The organism is Methylibium sp. (genome assembly GCF_035762065.1).
In the GTDB taxonomy this organism is placed as follows: Bacteria; Pseudomonadota; Gammaproteobacteria; order Burkholderiales; family Burkholderiaceae_C; genus Methylibium.
The window spans coordinates 155,931-172,413 of the sequence record NZ_DASTPW010000002.1 but is presented as its reverse complement, the minus strand read 5'-3'; the positions used below and the strand labels follow the sequence as shown (position 1 = coordinate 172,413).

Below are 16,483 nucleotides of genomic sequence, written 5' to 3'. Positions count from 1 at the left end.
ACGCAAGAGGACACGAGCGATGCAGTTGACGCTCTGGACCTACGAAGGCCCGCCGCACATCGGCGCAATGCGCGTCGCCACCGCGATGCGCGGCCTGCACTACGTACTGCATGCGCCGCAGGGCGACACCTACGCCGACCTGCTGTTCACGATGATCGAGCGGCTGCCGCGCCGCCCGCCGGTGAGCTACACCACCTTCCAGGCGCGCGACCTCGGCGGCGACACCGCCGAGCTCTTCAAAACCACCGCGCGCGACGCCTACGAGCGCTTCAAGCCCGAAGCGATGATCGTCGGCGCCTCCTGCACCGCGGAGCTGATCCAGGACGACCCGGGCGGACTCGCCCGCGCGCTCGACCTGCCGGTGCCCGTCGTCCCGCTCGAGCTGCCGGCCTACCAGCGCAAGGAAAACTGGGGCGCCGCCGAGACCTTCTACCAACTCGTGCGTGCGCTCGCGAAGCCGCGCGCCGAGGCCCCGGCCGAGGCGCACGCCGGCCACTTCGACACGCTGCATGCCGAGCCGCCGCGCCGCCCGCGCTGCAACCTGCTCGGCCCGACCGCGCTCGGCTTCCGTCACCGCGACGACGTGCGCGAAATCAGCGAACTGCTCGAAGCCATCGGCATCGACATCGTCGTGACCGCGCCGCTCGGCGCGAGCCCGGCCGATCTGGCCCGGCTCGGCGAGGCCGACTTCAACGTCGTGCTCTACCCGGAAGTCGCGAACCAGGCCGCCGCCTGGCTCGCGCGCCAGTACGGTCAGAAGGCCACGAGGACGGTGCCGATCGGCGTCGGCGCGACGCGCGAGTTCGTCCGCGAAGTCGCGACGCTCGCCGGCCTCGATGCGCAGGCCGCGCTCGAACGCATCGAAGCGAAGGCCCGCTCGCGCTCCACCTGGTACGCCCGCTCGGTCGACTCCACCTACCTCACCGGCAAGCGCGTGTTCGTCTTCGGCGACGCGACGCATGCGGTCGCGGCGGCGCGCGTCGCCCGCGACGAGTTCGGCTTCGAGGTGGTCGGCCTCGGCACCTACAGCCGTGAGTTCGCGCGCGAAGTTCGCGAGGCGGCGAAGCTGCACAACTGCGAGGCGCTGATCACCGACGACTACCTCGACGTCGAGGCCCGCGTCGCCGAACTCCAGCCCGAGCTGGTGCTCGGCACGCAGATGGAACGCCACATCGCCAAGCGCCTCGGCGTCGCCTGCGCGGTGATCTCCGCGCCGATGCACGTGCAGGACTTCCCCGCGCGCTACTCGCCGCAGATGGGTTTCGAAGGCGCCAACGTGCTGTTCGACACCTGGGTGCATCCGCTCGTGATGGGGCTCGAAGAGCACCTGCTGCACATGTTCCGCGACGACTTCGAGTTCCACGACGGCGCCGCGGCTTCGCATCTCGGCCACGGCGCCGCCAGGCCGCATGGCACCGATCGCGCGCCGCAGCGTGCCGAGCCGGTCGAGGCCGGCGCCGCAGTGACCGCGAGCAACGTCATCGCGCTCGCCGACTGGGCGCCCGATGCGCAGAAGGAGCTGCAGAAGATCCCGTTCTTCGTGCGCGGCAAGGCCCGCCGCAACACCGAGCGTTTCGCCGCCGAGCGCGGCGTGGCCACCATCACCGTCGAGACCTTGTATGACGCCAAAGCGCATTTCGGCCGGTGAAGCGGCACGCGCCGGCGGCACGCCGATGCGCGTGTGCATCGTCACGATGGACACCCATCTCGCGAGCGCGACCGAGCGCGCCCGTGCCGCGCTCGCACGCGAGGCGCCGGGCCTGAAGCTCTCGATGCACGCGGCCAGCGAGTGGAGCGCCGACGCGCAGGCCCTGGAACGCTGCGTCGCGGACATCGCGGTGTCGGATCTCGTGATCGTCACGATGCTGTTCATGGAAGACCACTTCCTGCCGGTGCTGCCCGCGCTGCAGGCACGGCGCGAGCACTGCGACGCGATGGTCTGCGCGATGTCGGCGAGCGAGGTCGCGAAGCTCACGCGCATGGGCAAGTTCGACATGGCCAAGCCGGCAAGCGGGCCGCTCGCCCTGCTCAAGCGCCTGCGCGGTGGTGCAGGCAAGGACGGCAAGCCGGCGGCCTCGTCCGGCGGCGCGCAGCAGATGCGCATGCTGCGCCGGCTGCCGCAGCTGCTGCGCTTCATTCCAGGCACCGCGCAGGACGTTCGGGCCTACTTCCTGACGCTGCAGTACTGGCTCGGCGGCTCGGAGGACAACGTCGCGAACATGGTCCGCTTCCTGGTCGATCGCTATGCGGCCGGGCCGCGCGCCGCGCTGCGCGGCAAGCTCGCGTCGCAAGCACCGGTCGAGTACCCCGAGGTGGGCGTCTACCACCCGCGCCTCGCGTCGAGCCTGCCGGCGCGCATCGGCGACGACGCGACGAAGCTTCCCGCCGTCGTGCCCCCGGCGCAGCGCCGCGGCCGCATCGGCCTGCTGCTGCTGCGCTCCTACCTGCTGGCCGGCAACACGCGCCACTACGACGGCGTGATCGCCGCGCTCGAAGTGCAGGGCTTGCAGGTCGTGCCGGCCTTCGCCGCGGGGCTCGACGCGCGGCCGGCGATCGAGCGGTTCTTCTTGAACGACGGCAAGGCCAGCGTCGACGCGGTGGTGTCGCTGACCGGGTTCTCGCTCGTCGGCGGGCCGGCCTACAACGACGCGCACGCGGCCGAGGAAGTGCTCGCGAAGCTGGACGTGCCCTACCTCGCCGCGCATCCGCTCGAGTTCCAGACGCTCGCCGCCTGGCGGGGCAGCGAGCGCGGGCTGCTGCCGGTAGAGAGCACGATCATGGTCGCGATCCCCGAGCTGGACGGCGCGACCTGCCCGATGGTCTACGCCGGCCGCGCCGGCGACGGCACGCCGGACATGCAGATGTGCAGCGAGCGCACCGCGATGCTGGCCGCGCGCACCGCGAAGCTCGTCGCGCTGCGGCAGCGCCCGCGCGCCGACCGCAAGATCGCGCTGGTCGTCTTCAACTTCCCGCCGAACGCCGGCAACACCGGTACCGCCGCGCACCTCGCGGTGTTCGAGAGCCTGTACGCGACGCTCGAACGGCTGCGCGCCGAGGGCTATGCGATCGACCTGCCGGAAAGCGTCGACGCCCTGCGCTGCACGGTGCTGCACGGCAACGCCGAGAAGCTGGGCGCCGACGCGAACGTGCTCGCGAGGATCGCCACCGACGACCACGTGCGCCGCGAAAAGCACCTGCGCGAGATCGAAGCGCAATGGGGCCCGGCGCCGGGCCGGCTGCTGAGCGACGGCCGTTCGATCTTCGTGCTCGGCGCATCGTTCGGCCAGGCCGTCGTCACCGTGCAACCCGGCATGGGCTACGAAGGCGATCCGATGCGCCTGCTGTTCGAGCGGGGCTTCGCGCCGACGCATGCCTTCAGCGCCTTCTACCGCTGGCTGCGCGAAGACTTCAAGGCCGACGCGGTGCTGCACTTCGGCACGCACGGCGCCCTCGAGTTCATGCCCGGCAAGCAGACCGGCCTGAGCGGCGACTGCTGGCCCGACCGCCTGATCGCCGACCTGCCCAACTTCTACCTCTACGCCTCGAACAACCCGAGCGAAGGCACGATCGCCAAGCGCCGCGCGGGCGCGACGCTGATCAGCTACCTGACGCCGCCGGTCGCCCAGGCCGGGCTGTACCGCGGGCTCGTCGATCTGAAGGCGTCGCTCGAGCGCTGGCGCACTCTGGAGCCGCAGGCGCACGGCGAGCGCGCCGACCTCGAAGCGCTGATCGCGACGCAGGCGGCGGAGCTCGAGCTGCGCGCGGCGCCGCCGGCCCAGTTGGTGTCGCAGGTCGCCGAACTCGAACACGCGCTGATCCCGCACGGCCTGCACGTCGTCGGCCGCGTGCCGAGCGCCGCGCAACGGGCCGACATGCTGAGCGCGATGCTCGATCCGGCCAGCGAGGTCGATCGCGGCATCGACGCGGCAACGATCGACGCGGTCGTGGCCGGTCGCCCGATCGAAGGCCACGACGAAGCCCGGCTCACGCGGCTGCGCGAACTCGCGACCGTCGCCCGGCAACTCGCCGCCGACAGCGAGCTCGACGGCATCGTCCACGCGCTCGACGGCCGCTACATGCGCCCGGCCCCCGGCGGCGACCTGATCCGCACGCCCGCCGTGTTGCCGACCGGGCGCAACCTGCACGGCTTCGACCCCTTCCGCATCCCCAGCGCCTACGCGCTGCGCGACGGCGCGCGCCAGGCCGCGAAGCTGCTGGAGCGTCACGCGGCCGACGGCCATGCGCTGCCCGAGACCGTCGCGCTCGTGCTGTGGGGCACCGACAACCTGAAGACCGAAGGCGCGCCCTTGGCGCAGGCGCTTGCGCTGCTCGGCGCGCTGCCGCGCTTCGACAGCTACGGCCGGCTCGCCGGCGCGACGCTCGTGCCGCTGGCCGAACTTGGCCGGCCGCGCATCGACGTGGTGATGACGCTCTCGGGCATCTTCCGCGACCTGATGCCGCTGCAGATCAAGCTGCTTGCCGAGGCCTGTCTGCTCGCGGCGCAGGCCGACGAGCCCGAGCACCTGAACTTCGTGCGCAAGCACGCGCTCGCCTACCAGCGCGAGCACGGCGGCGACATCGAGTGCGCCGCGCTGCGCGTGTTCGGCAACGCCGAGGGCGCCTATGGCGCGAACGTGAACCACCTCGTCGACAGCGGCGCGTGGTCCGAGGACGACGAGCTCGCCGAGACCTACACGCGGCGCAAGGGCTTCGCCTACGGCGTCAGCGGCCGGCCGCTCGCGCAGCCGAAGCTGCTCAACACGGTCCTTGCCGGCGTGCAGGTCGCCTGCCAGAACCTCGATTCGGTCGAGCTCGGCGTCACGACGATCGACACCTACTTCGACACGCTGGGCGGCATCAGCAAGGCGGTGGGTCGTGCGCAGCGCGAGCAGGGCCGCGATGCGCAGCTCGCCGTCTACATCGGCGACGCGACGCGCAACGGCAACGAAGGCGGCACCGTGCGCACGCTGGCCGAGCAGGTGGCGCTCGAGACGCGCACCCGCATGCTCAACCCGAAGTGGTACGAGGGCATGCTGGCCCACGGCTACGAAGGCGTGCGGCAGATCGAGGTGCACGTGACGAACACCATGGGCTGGTCGGCCACCACCGGTCAGGTCGCGCCCTGGGTCTACAAGCAGATCACCGACACCTTCATGCTCGACGCGCAGATGCGCGATCGGCTCGCGAAGCTCAACCCGACGGCGTCGGTGAAGGTGGCGCAGCGGCTGCTCGAAGCCTCGCAGCGCAAGTACTGGCAGCCCGACGACGCGACGCTCGCGGCGTTGCGCAATGCATCCGACGAACTGGAAGACCGCCTCGAAGGTGTCTTCGAAGGAGCCACAGCATGAGTGAAGTTGCGATCCCGATCGAGAAGATCGGCCGCGGTCCCGCGCCGCGAGCGAATCCCCGCGAGGACGGCGAAGGCAGCCTGCAGGTGCAGCTGGACCCGAAGGTGAAGATCGGCACCGCCAAGGTCTTCGCGATCTACGGCAAGGGCGGCATCGGCAAGAGCACGACGAGTTCCAACCTCTCCGCGGCCTTCAGCAAGATGGGCAAGCGCGTGCTGCAGATCGGCTGCGACCCGAAGCACGACAGCACCTTCACGCTGACGAAGAAGATGCTGCCGACGGTGATCGACATCCTCGAGACCGTCGACTTCCACGCCGAGGAACTGCGCCCCGAGGACTTCGTCTTCGAGGGCTACAACGGCGTGATGTGCGTCGAGGCCGGCGGCCCGCCCGCCGGCACCGGCTGCGGCGGCTACGTGGTGGGCCAGACGGTGAAGCTGCTGAAGGAGCACCACCTGCTGGAAGACACCGACGTCGTCATCTTCGACGTGCTCGGCGACGTGGTGTGCGGCGGCTTCGCGGCACCGCTGCAGCATGCCGACCGCGCCATGATCGTCACCGCCAACGACTTCGACTCGATCTTCGCGATGAACCGCATCGTTCAGGCGATCGGCGCGAAAGCGAAGAACTACAACGTTCGGCTCGGCGGCGTGATCGCCAACCGCAGCGCCGCGACCGACCAGATCGACCGCTACAACGAGCGCACCGGCCTCAAGCTCGCGGCGCACCTGCCGGACCTCGACGCGATCCGCCGCAGCCGCCTGAAGAAGTGCACGCTGTTCGAGATGGACGCGACGCCCGAGATCGAGGCGGTGCAGAAGGAGTACCTGCGCCTGGCCGCGTCGATGTGGCTCGGCTCCGATCCGCTGCCCTCGGTGCCGCTGAAGGACCGCGAGATCTTCGACCTGCTCGGCTATGACTGACCTCTCCTACCGCGAACGCCGCCGCGCGATCGAGCACTACTTCGATCGCACGGCCGCCGAGGCCTGGGCCCGGCTGACCTCGACCGCCCCGGTCAGCGGCGTGCGCGCCACCGTGCGCGCCGGGCGCGACCGCATGCGCGCGACGCTGCTGTCCTGGCTGCCCGACGACCTGAGCGGCCGGCGCATCCTCGATGCCGGCTGCGGCACCGGCGCGCTGGCGATCGAGGCCGCGCGGCGCGGCGCCGAAGTCGTCGCGATCGACCTGTCGCCGACGCTGGTCAACCTGGCGCGCGAGCGCACGCCGCCGGAGCTTTCGCGCGCGGCCTTGCGCCCGGAGGAGCCGCAAGGCGGCAGCGTCCAGTTCCTCGCCGGCGACATGCTCGACCCCGAGCTGGGTCACTTCGATCACGTCGTCGGCATGGATTCGCTGATCCACTACCGCCCGCAGGACGCGGTGCGCGTGCTCGGCTCGATCGCGCCGCGCAGCACCCGCTCGCTGCTGTTCACCTTCGCGCCGAGCACGCCGCTGCTCGGCACGATGATGAGCCTGGGCAAGCTGTTCCCGCGCGGCGACCGGGCGCCCGCGATCGAGCCGGTGCGCGAAGCCAGGCTGCGCCGCCTGATCGCCGCCGAACCCGCGCTTTCGGGCTGGCAGCCGGGCCGCTGCGAGCGTGTCGCGAGCGGGTTCTACATCTCGCAGGCGCTGGAGCTGGTGCGGCGATGAAGCACGCCGCCGCGACCCCGACGCTGCGTCGCCACGTGTGGCAGACGTGGACCCAGGTCGCGCCGCGCTTCCTGCCCTTCGCCGATGCGGCGTCGACCGAACTGCCGCTCGGGCGGCTGCTGCGGCTCGCGCTGTTCCAGGTCTCGGTCGGCATGGCCGCGGTGCTGCTGATCGGCACGCTCAACCGCGTGATGATCGTGGAGCTCGGCGTCGCGGCCTGGCTCGTGGCGGCGATGGTCGCGCTGCCCCTGGTGGTCGCGCCCTTCCGCGCGCTGGTGGGCTTTCGCTCCGACACCCACCGCTCGGTGCTCGGCTGGAAGCGCGTGCCCTTCATCTGGGCCGGCACCTGGCTCCAGTTCGGCGGGCTGGCGATCATGCCGTTCGCGCTGATCCTGCTGTCGGGCGACAGCCGCGGCCCGGCCTGGCTCGGCCCGGCGAGCGCCGCGCTCGCCTTCCTGCTGACCGGCGCCGGCATGCAGACGGTGCAGACCGCCGGCCTCGCGCTGGCCACCGACCTCGCCACCGAGAAGACGCGCCCGCGCGTCGTCGCGCTGATGTACGTGATGCTGCTGGTCGGCATGGTCGCCAGCGGCATCGTCTTCGGCCTGCTGCTCGCCGACTTCACGCAGATCCGGCTGATCCAGGTCGTGCAGGGCGCGGCCGCGCTGACGCTTGCGCTGAACCTGGTGGCGATGTGGAAGCAGGAGGCACGCGACCCGTCGCGTACCTCGGCCGCCGTCGCGCGCCCCGACTTCCGCAGCACCTGGCGCCGCTTCGCGCGCACCGGGCGCTCGCTGCGCTTCCTCGTCGCGCTGGGCCTGGGCACCGCGGCGTTCAGCATGCAGGACATCATCCTCGAGCCCTATGGCGGCGAGATCCTGCGCCTGTCGGTGTCGGCGACGACGACGTTGACCGCGACGATCTCGCTCGGCGCGCTGGCTGCCTTCATGCTGGCCGCGCGGCTGCTGGGGCGCGGGCTCGATGCGCACCGGCTCGCCGCCCTCGGTCTCGTCGCCGGCGTCGTCGCGTTCTCGGCGGTGATCTTCGCGGAGCCGCTGCATTCGGCGGTGCTGTTCGTCGTCGGCGCGGCGCTCATCGGCTTCGGCGGCGGGCTCTTCGCGGTGGGCACGCTGACCGCGGCGATGAGCCTGGAGACGCAGGGCCTCCACGGGATGGCGCTCGGAGCCTGGGGCGCGGTGCAGGCCGCCTGCGCCGGTATCGCGATCGCGCTCGGCGGCGCGGTGCGCGACGGCATCGGCGCGCTCGCCATGCAAGGCGCGCTCGGCGAGGCGCTGCGCAGCCCGGCCACCGGCTACAGCTTCGTCTACCACTGCGAGATGTACCTGCTGTTCATCGCGCTCGTCGTGCTCGGCCCGCTCGTGCGGCGCTCCCGGGCCGCCGCGGGCGCGAAGCCTTCCGACAAGTTCGGGCTGGCCGACTTTCCCGGCTAGTCCCCCACGCACACACCGGTCACGCAACGAGAGGAGAACCCCCATGGGCACTGGAGCGATCACTTCCTACATCGACGTCGCGCAGCTCGTGCTGTATGCGTTCTGGATCTTCTTCTTCGGGCTGATCTACTGGCTGCAGCGCGAGAGCAAGCGCGAGGGCTACCCGATGCACAGCGACCGCCCTGGCCGCGCGTACGTCGACGGCCTGCTCGACATGCCGCCGACCAAGACCTACTTGATGGCCGACGGCAGCACGCGCGAAGCGCCGCACGACCGCGACATGCTCCCGCAGGCACTGGCGGCTGAGCCGGTCGCCGCCTTCCCTGGCGCGCCGCTCGACCCGATCGGCAACCCGATGCACGCGGGCGTGGGCCCGGGCGCCTGGACCCGCCGGCTCGACTTCCCCGAGCGCCTGTCCGACGGCTCGACGGTGATCGTGCCGCTGCGCCGCGCGCCCGGCATGACGGTCAGTCCGAAGGACATCGACCCGCGCGGCCTGCCGGTGCTCGGCGCCGACGGCGAAGTGGGCGGCATCGTGCGCGAAATCTGGCTCGATCGCGCCGAGTTCATCGTGCGCTACCTCGAGCTCGACATCGCCAACGGCGCGAAGGGGCCGCAGGTGCTGCTGCCGATGGGCTTCGCGAAGATCGGCCGCGACGCGGTGACGGTGCGCGCGCTGATGGGCCATCAGTTCGCTGACGTACCGCGCCTGCGGCACCCCGACGAAGTGACCTCGCTCGACGAGGACCGCATCACCGCCTACTACGGCGCCGGCACGCTCTACGCCGAGCCGGGCCGCGCCGAGTCACTCCTCTGACGTCCGGCAGGAGCACCCGATGAGCGAAGGTCACCGCCACACCAACGGCCCGGAGCACGACTTCGAGCCGGACCCGGGCCTGCCGCAGAAGCTGCCGCCGGGCGAGACGCTGCTGTGGCAGGGCGCACCGGATTTCGCAAGCGTCGCGCGCCACGTGTTCCACCTGCGCAAGCTCGCCGCCTACTTCGCGGCGATGCTGCTGCTGCGCGGCGTCGTCGACTGGCAAGGCGGCGCCTCGGCGGCCGAGTCGATCGCGAGCATCGCGCGCTTCGCGGGGCTGGCGGCGCTCGGGCTCGCCCTGGTCGCGGGCATCGCCTGGCTCACCGCGCGCACCACCGCCTACACGCTGACCGACCGGCGCATCGTGCTGCGGGTGGGCATCGTGCTGAGCGTGAGCTTCAACCTGCCGCTCGCGCGCATCGAGTCGGCCGCGCTCAAGCTGCATGCCGACGGCAGCGGCCACCTGCCGCTCGTGCTCGCCGCGCCCGACAAGATCGCTTATCTGCACCTGTGGCCGCATGTCCGCGCGTGGCGGCTGGCGAGGCCCGAGCCGATGCTGATCTCGGTGCCCGACGCGCAGCGCGTCGCCGCGCTGGTCGGCGAGGCCTGGGGCCGGGTGCACGGGCGCGCCGTCGACCTGCAGGCGCAGGCTCCGGCCGCACCGAGCGCCGCTGCTGCGCTGCGCCCGGTACGCGGCCTCGCGGCGCACTGACGCACCACCGACGCACCGAGGACCAACGATGCTGCTGCGCCTGCCCCGCTTCGGCCGGCCCTTCGGGCTGGGCGACCTGATCGCGGCGATGCTGCTGGTGAGCCTCGCGGCAACCGCGGCGGTGCGCTGGTCGGGCACCGACATCCGCAGCCCCGACGCACCGGCGGTCGCGACGCGCGAGCTGCGCTTCGCCGACGCCGCCGACGGCAGCATCGCGGTGACCGATGCGCGCAGCGAGCGCCTGATCCACCGCTACGTCGGCGAGCACGGCTTCGTGCGCGGCGTGCTGCGCGGGCTCGCACGCGAGCGCCAGCGCGCCGGCTTCGGGCCGCAGCCGGCCTTCGAGCTGATCGCGCGCGCCGACGGCCGGCTGACGCTGAAGGATCCGGCGACCGGCCGGCTGGTCGATCTGGAATCGTTCGGGCCGGTCAACGCGGCCCAGTTCGCGCTGCTGCTCGAAGCCCGCGACGGAGCGCGTCGATGAACCGCCCCGGCGCCGCTTCGATCGCCGCGCCGCCGCGCCTGCCTTCGCGCGGCCGGCGCGAGCAGGTGCCGTGCTCGATCGAGCTGGCCCACACCGCCGACGACTGCCATGCCCACGTGGTGCTCGAAGGCTGTGAGGTCGGCCCGGGCGACGAGGTGCTGGTGCACGGCGCGCCGACGCAGATCGCCTGGGGCAGCCGGCGCGTGGTCGCGGCAAGCGCGACCGTCTCGCGCGCGAGCTGGCTCGGCCGGCTGTGGACGCGCATCGCCGCGCGCTTCGAGCTCGGCCTGCTCTACGAGGTGAGCTTCACCTCCCAGCGCTTCCCGGCGCGCAGCCCACGCCCGTCTTCGTCTTCGAGGAGCCCGTCATGACCACCGCCACCCTTGCCGCGACGCCGGAGCGCGCGCCGAACGAAGCGACGCAGCGCGCGCAGGAGGACACCGTCCTCAACCCGCGCTTCTACACGACCGACTTCGACGCGATGGACCGCCTGAACATCGAGGCGATCCGTCCGCAGTGGGACGCGCTGATGGCCGAGTTCGAGGCCGACACCAACCGCGAGCACTTCCAGCGCCCGCCCGACATGCTGGAGCAGGACTACTCGAAGTTGCCCGAGGGCCTGTACCAGGAGTTCGTCGACTTCCTCATCAGCTCGGTCACCAGCGAGTTCTCCGGCTGCGTGCTCTATGCCGAGATCAAGAAGCGCGTGACCAACCCCGACATGCGCGCGCTGTTCGGCTACATGGCGCGCGACGAGAGCCGCCACGCCGGCTTCATCAACCAGTGGCTGAAGGACTTCGGCATCGGCGTCGACCTCGGCTTCCTCGCGCGGGCGAAGAAGTACACCTTCTTCAAGCCGAAGTTCATCTTCTATGCGACCTACCTGTCCGAGAAGATCGGCTACGCGCGCTACATCACCATCTACCGCCAGACCGACCGGCATCCCGAGCTGCGCTTCCATCCGATCTTCAAGTGGTTCGAGCGCTGGTGCAACGACGAATTCCGGCACGGCGAAGCCTTCGCGCTGCTGATGCGCGCGCACCCCGAACTGCTGCGCGGGCGCAACCTGCTGTGGATCCGCTTCTTCCTGCTCGCGGTCTTCGCGACGATGTACGTGCGCGACCACGCGCGGCCCGAATTCCACGCCGCGCTGGGCGTCACGCCGGGCGACTACGACTTCCAGGTCTTCCGCATCACGACCGAGATCGCCAAGCAGGTCTTCCCGGTGACGCTGAACCTCGACGATCCGCGCCTGCGCACGGGTTTCGAACGCCTGCGCCGCATCGCCGAGGCCAGCGCCGCGGCACGCGAGCGCGGCGGCTTGGTCGGCGCCTCGAAGCGGCTCGCGCTGGGGCTTGCGGCCGGCGCGACCTTCGTCCGGCTCTACCTGCTGCCGGTTCAGCGGCACGCGCTGCCCGAGCAGATGCGGCTCGCACCGGCGTGGTGAAGCCGGCCGCCCGGGCCTGACATGTCCGACATCGCGCAGACGCTGCTGGCCGCGCTCGGCTTCACCGTCTTCGCCTGGTGGTTCAGCACCGGCGTGATCCTGCATCTGGTCGGCCTGCGGCGCACCACCTTCAGCTGGACGATGCTCGGCGCGAGCGTGATGCTGCTGTTCGCGCTGACCGGCCTGTACGCGAGCCGCGATCACACGTCGGTCGCCTCGGCCTACTGCGGCTTCACCTGCGCGCTGCTGGTGTGGGCCTGGCAGGAGGTGGCCTTCCTGCTCGGCTTCGTCACGGGCCCGCGGCGCAGCGCGTGCGAGCGCGGCGTTCGCGGCGGGCGCCGCGCCTGGCATGCCTTCCAGACGGTGCAGCACCACGAGCTGGGGCTGCTGCTGCTCGGCATCGCGGTCTTCGCCGCCACCGCGGGCGGCGCCAACCAGACCGGCTGGTGGACCTTCGTGATCCTGTGGACGATGCGCCAGAGCGCCAAGCTCAACATCTTCCTCGGCGTGCGCAACCTGAACGAAAGCTTCCTGCCCGCGCACCTGAAGTACCTGGGCAGCTACTTCCGCCAGCACTGGATGAACCCGCTGTTCCCGCTGTCGGTGACGGCGGCGACGCTGTTCGCGGTGCCGCTGTGGCAGGCCGCGCTGTCGCCGGCGGCCACGCCGTTCGAGGCGACCGCGGCGGCACTGAACGCCGGGCTGCTGTCGCTCGCGATCCTCGAGCATTGGTTCCTGGTGCTGCCGCTGCCGTTCGACAAGCTCTGGCAATGGGGCCTGCGCTCTCGCGAGCCCGTGACCGTCACGGCCGAGCCGGCCGCGAACGTCGAGTTGCCGAGCCGCTGATCCTCGGCGGCACGCGCGCGGCGCCCGCGCCGACGCTGGGCACAGCGGTTGCCGAACTTCTCCATCGCCACCGGAGCCGCGCCATGGAGTCCAGCAACGCCATCATTCCCTACCTCTTCGCGATGACCCTGATCGTCGCGATCGCCATCGGCATCTGGCAGTACCTGAAGGTGCGCAAGTCGCAGCGCGAGCACCACCACTCGGCCGATGCACGAGCGCACGGCGATCGGCCGATGCGCCGTTGAGCGTCGCGCACCGCCTGCCGCCGCGCCTGGACGAACGCTCGGCACGACGCGGCACGGGCGTTGCCCCAGCCGGCTCGTCAACGGATCGGGCCATGGAACTCTTCGTCATCAATCTCGCGGCGCACGAGGCGCGCTGGCAGGCCGTCGCGCGGCAGTTCGAAGCGATGGGCCTCGCGTGCGAACGCCATGAGGCGAGCGACGGCTCGCAGCTGCCCGCGGCGGAGCGCGACGCGCTGTTCGACGCGGCGCTGAACCGCCGGCAATACCACCGTGCGCTGTGCGACGGCGAGATCGGCTGCTACGCCAGCCACCGCGCGCTGTGGCGACGGCTGCTCGCCTCGGGTGCGCCGAGCGCCGGCGTGTTCGAGGACGACGTCGAGCTCGCACCCGAACTGCCGCGCGTGCTGAGCGCGATCGCGCAGATGCCGCGCGGCTGGGACATGGTCAAGCTGGCCGGTCGCGCGGTCGAGAAAATCGACACCCAGCGGCCGCTCGCCTGGGAGCACACGCTGATCCAGTACCGCCGCGTGCCCTGCCGCACCAGCGGCTACGTGATCTCGCGCGCCGGCGCCGAAAAGCTGCTGAAGCGCCGCGCGCGCGTCGGCCGGCCGGTCGACGTCGACCTGCGCCACTGGTGGGAGTGCGAGCTGAACCTGTTCGGCGTGCAGCCCTATCCGGTGCGCGAGGCCGCGTCGAGCCGGGACTCCACGATCCACGGCCGCGCGGTGGCCCGCCCGGGGCTCGGCGCGCGGCTGCACAAGCTGGCGCTGCAGCTCGACTACTCGATCGCGAACGCGCGCGCCTGCCAGGCACGCCGGCCTCCGAGCTGGCGTGCCGAGCCGGCCGCCGCGGCAGCAGGCACCGGCACCCGCGCGGCGACGCGTCAGTCATGATCGAGCGGCCGACGCGCCAGCTCGTGGTGCTGCGGGCCGGCGACGGATCGCTGCATCGCGAGTGGATCGCCGACGCGCGGCGCGACTTCGATCTGTTCATCAGCTACTACGGCGACACGCCCGGCCGCCACCAGGCCGATGCGGACTTCTACGAGCACCGCCCCGGCGCCAAATGGCCCGGCATCGCCGCGCTGCTCGACGAGCACGACGACTGGATCGACGGCTACGACGCCGTCTGGTTTCCCGACGACGACCTGAGCGCGAACACCGGCACGATCGACCGGCTGTTCGCCTTCTTCCGCGCCCACGAGCTGTGCCTCGCGCAACCGGCATTGACGCGCGATTCGCCCTGCACCTGGCACACCTTGCGGCAAGACCCGCGCGCGCTGCTGCGCCACACCGGCTTCATCGAGGTGATGGCCCCACTGTTCAGCCGCGCGGCGCTGCGCGCCTGCCGCGCGAGCTTCAAGGAAAGCCCGAGCGGCTGGGGGCTCGACTGGATCTGGCCGCGCCTGTGCGCGCAGGCGGGCCTGAGCGGCATCGCGGTGATCGACGCGACCCCGGTGCGCCACACCCGCCCGCCCGGCGGCGAGCTCTACCGGCGCAACCGCGAGCTCGACCCGCGCGCCGACGCCGCGCGGCTGATCGCGCGCTACGGCCTGGCCGAGGTGCGCGCGGTCGCGAAATACTCGATCACGCGGCGCGTTGCCGCGCTGCCGCTGCCGGTGCACCGGCGGCTGCTCTACTGGCTCAAGCGACTCAATGGACGCCGCAAGCAGCTTGCCGCGCGCTAGCGGCCCGCCCGCCGGCGTCGTGCATCGCGGCCATGGCGGCGCGGCGGCCGCGATGGACGGCGAGACGCCGCTGCGCGCCGCCGGCCGGCGCCTGCTGCGCTACCTGCGGCCGCAGCGCGGCCTCGTCGCGCTGTCGATGCTGGCCTTCTTCGTCTCGGCCGCGCTCGAGCCGCTGCTGCCGGCGCTGCTCGCGCAGCTGATCGACCGCGGTTTCCAGCCGAGCCCCGCCTGGCCGATCGGGCTGGTGCCGGTCGCGGTGATCGGGCTGTTCGGGCTGCGCGGCCTGTTCGCCTTCGCCGGCAACGTCGGTTTCGCGCGCGCGACCTCGCGCGCGGTGCTCGCGCTGCGGGGCGACCTGATCGAGTCGGTGATGCGCGCCGACGCCAGCCTCTACGCGAGCCTGAGCCCCGGCGTCGCCGCCGCGCGCGTGATCAACGATCCGCAGAACGCGACCGCCGCGCTCGTGGGCGCCTCGACCTCGGTGCTGCGCGACGGCGTCACGCTGATCGCGCTGCTCGGCTACCTCTTCTATCTGAACTGGCAGCTGAGCCTGGTGTCGCTGGTGACCGCGCCAGTGCTGGGCTTCGTCGTGCGCCGGGTGCAGCGGCGGGTGATCGCCGCCGGCAGCCGCTCCTACGAATCGCAGGTGCGCCTGACCGGCATCGTCGACGACATCGCGCGCGCCTGGCGCGTCGTGCGCAGCTTCGACGCCCACGCCTTCGAGCGGCGGCGCTTCGGCGCCGAGGCCGAGCAGTTGCGCCGCCAGACGCTGAAGTCGGTGACCGCCGGCGCGTTGATGACGCCGCTGACGCAGCTGGTGTCGAGCGCCGGCGTCGCACTGATCGTCACGCTCGCGCTGGTCGATGCGCGCAACGGCGGCGCGACCGTCGGCCAGTTCGTCGCCTTCCTCACCGCGCTGCTGATGACGATCGCGCCGCTGCGCAGGCTGACCGACGTGACGCAGCCGATCGTCGGCGGCCTGATCCAGGCACGCGCCTGCTTCGCGCTGATCGACACGCCGAGCGAGCCCGACACCGGCACGCGCGAGCTGGCCCGCGCCCGCGGCGAGCTGCACTTCGAGCAGGCGAGCGTCGCCTATGCCGGCGCGGAACGGCCGGCGTTGCACGAGGTCGATCTGCACATCCCGGCCGGCCACACCGTCGCGCTGGTCGGGCCCTCGGGCTCGGGCAAGAGCACGCTGGTCGGAACGCTGCTCGGCTTCGTCGCGCCGCGCTCGGGCTGCGTGCGGCTCGACGGCATCGATCTCGCGAGCCTGCGCAAGGCCGCGCTGCGCCGGCAGTTCGCGGTGGTGTCGCAGGACATCGTGCTGTTCGACGCGCCGGTGGCCGACAACGTCGCCTACGCGCAGCCGCGCGACGACGCGAAGCTCGAAGCCTGCCTGCGTGCCGCCGACATCTGGGACTTCGTGCAGACGCTGCCGGAGGGTCTGGCCACGCCCATCGGCGTCAACGGCGGGCGGCTTTCCGGCGGCCAGCGCCAGCGCCTGGCGATCGCGCGGGCCCTTTACAAGGATGCGAGCGTCTGGGTCTTCGACGAGGCGACCTCGGCGCTCGACAGCGAGTCGGAACGGCTGGTGCAGCAGGCGATCGAGCGCTGGCGCGGCGAGCGCACGCTGCTGTTGATCGCGCACCGGCTGAGCACCGTGCGGCATGCCGACGCGATCCACGTGATGGCCGAAGGCCGCATCGTCGAAAGCGGCCGCCACGAAGAGCTGATGACCCGCGGCGGCATCTATGCCGCGATGGTCCGCGCGCAGGCGATCGACTGAAGGACGAGCG

15 protein-coding genes are annotated in these 16,483 nt (G+C 71.7%); all 15 read left to right on the top strand.

What is annotated here, in order from left to right; genetic code table 11:
• The first annotated feature begins 19 nt into the window (after window positions 1-19).
• Entirely contained in the window at window positions 20-1,648 is a 1,629-nt protein-coding gene (gene bchB, locus VFR90_RS00975; protein WP_326404039.1) for a ferredoxin:protochlorophyllide reductase (ATP-dependent) subunit B, read from the top strand.
• Window positions 1,620-5,348 (top strand): magnesium chelatase subunit H, encoded by a 3,729-nt coding sequence (locus VFR90_RS00970; RefSeq protein ID WP_326404037.1) that lies wholly within the window; start codon window positions 1,620-1,622, stop codon window positions 5,346-5,348. The genes bchB and VFR90_RS00970 overlap by 29 nt, the downstream gene beginning before the upstream one ends.
• A complete protein-coding gene (bchL, locus tag VFR90_RS00965) occupies window positions 5,345-6,271 on the top strand; it encodes a ferredoxin:protochlorophyllide reductase (ATP-dependent) iron-sulfur ATP-binding protein (protein WP_326404036.1) in 927 nt (308 codons plus the stop codon). Before VFR90_RS00970 ends, bchL begins: the two co-directional genes overlap by 4 nt.
• Window positions 6,264-6,995: a magnesium protoporphyrin IX methyltransferase gene (gene bchM / locus VFR90_RS00960; protein WP_326404035.1), complete on the top strand. Its 732-nt coding sequence runs from the start codon at window positions 6,264-6,266 to the stop codon at window positions 6,993-6,995. Before bchL ends, bchM begins: the two co-directional genes overlap by 8 nt.
• Window positions 6,992-8,446, top strand: a complete 1,455-nt coding sequence (locus VFR90_RS00955) for a BCD family MFS transporter (protein ID WP_326404034.1) — start codon at window positions 6,992-6,994, stop codon at window positions 8,444-8,446. Before bchM ends, VFR90_RS00955 begins: the two co-directional genes overlap by 4 nt.
• 43 nt (window positions 8,447-8,489) lie before the next feature.
• Window positions 8,490-9,263, top strand: coding sequence for a photosynthetic reaction center subunit H (gene puhA / locus VFR90_RS00950; RefSeq protein ID WP_326404032.1), 774 nt, complete (start codon window positions 8,490-8,492; stop codon window positions 9,261-9,263).
• Window positions 9,264-9,282: 19 nt separating this feature from the next.
• On the top strand, window positions 9,283-9,975 hold the full coding sequence (puhB, locus tag VFR90_RS00945; RefSeq protein ID WP_326404031.1) for a photosynthetic complex putative assembly protein PuhB: 693 nt from the start codon (window positions 9,283-9,285) through the stop codon (window positions 9,973-9,975).
• Between the two features lie 28 nt (window positions 9,976-10,003).
• Window positions 10,004-10,459 carry a photosynthetic complex assembly protein PuhC gene (puhC, locus tag VFR90_RS00940; RefSeq protein ID WP_326404030.1) on the top strand — a complete coding sequence of 152 codons (456 nt, stop codon included), beginning with the start codon at window positions 10,004-10,006 and terminating at the stop codon, window positions 10,457-10,459.
• Complete coding sequence (locus VFR90_RS00935; RefSeq protein WP_326404029.1) at window positions 10,456-10,830, top strand: O2-dependent cyclase accessory protein; 375 nt, start codon at window positions 10,456-10,458, stop codon at window positions 10,828-10,830. Before puhC ends, VFR90_RS00935 begins: the two co-directional genes overlap by 4 nt.
• Window positions 10,827-11,906 carry a magnesium-protoporphyrin IX monomethyl ester (oxidative) cyclase gene (gene acsF / locus VFR90_RS00930; protein WP_326404028.1) on the top strand — a complete coding sequence of 360 codons (1,080 nt, stop codon included), beginning with the start codon at window positions 10,827-10,829 and terminating at the stop codon, window positions 11,904-11,906. Before VFR90_RS00935 ends, acsF begins: the two co-directional genes overlap by 4 nt.
• A gap of 21 nt (window positions 11,907-11,927) precedes the next feature.
• A complete protein-coding gene (puhE, locus tag VFR90_RS00925) occupies window positions 11,928-12,752 on the top strand; it encodes a putative photosynthetic complex assembly protein PuhE (RefSeq protein ID WP_326404027.1) in 825 nt (274 codons plus the stop codon).
• Between the two features lie 83 nt (window positions 12,753-12,835).
• Window positions 12,836-12,997: a hypothetical protein gene (locus VFR90_RS00920; protein WP_326404026.1), complete on the top strand. Its 162-nt coding sequence runs from the start codon at window positions 12,836-12,838 to the stop codon at window positions 12,995-12,997.
• 92 nt (window positions 12,998-13,089) lie between these two features.
• A complete protein-coding gene (locus VFR90_RS00915; RefSeq protein WP_326404025.1) occupies window positions 13,090-13,890 on the top strand; it encodes a glycosyltransferase family 25 protein in 801 nt (266 codons plus the stop codon).
• Window positions 13,887-14,684: a DUF707 domain-containing protein gene (locus VFR90_RS00910; RefSeq protein WP_326404024.1), complete on the top strand. Its 798-nt coding sequence runs from the start codon at window positions 13,887-13,889 to the stop codon at window positions 14,682-14,684. The genes VFR90_RS00915 and VFR90_RS00910 overlap by 4 nt, the downstream gene beginning before the upstream one ends.
• A complete protein-coding gene (locus VFR90_RS00905; RefSeq protein ID WP_326404023.1) occupies window positions 14,653-16,473 on the top strand; it encodes an ABC transporter transmembrane domain-containing protein in 1,821 nt (606 codons plus the stop codon). Before VFR90_RS00910 ends, VFR90_RS00905 begins: the two co-directional genes overlap by 32 nt.
• Window positions 16,474-16,483 lie beyond the last annotated feature (10 nt).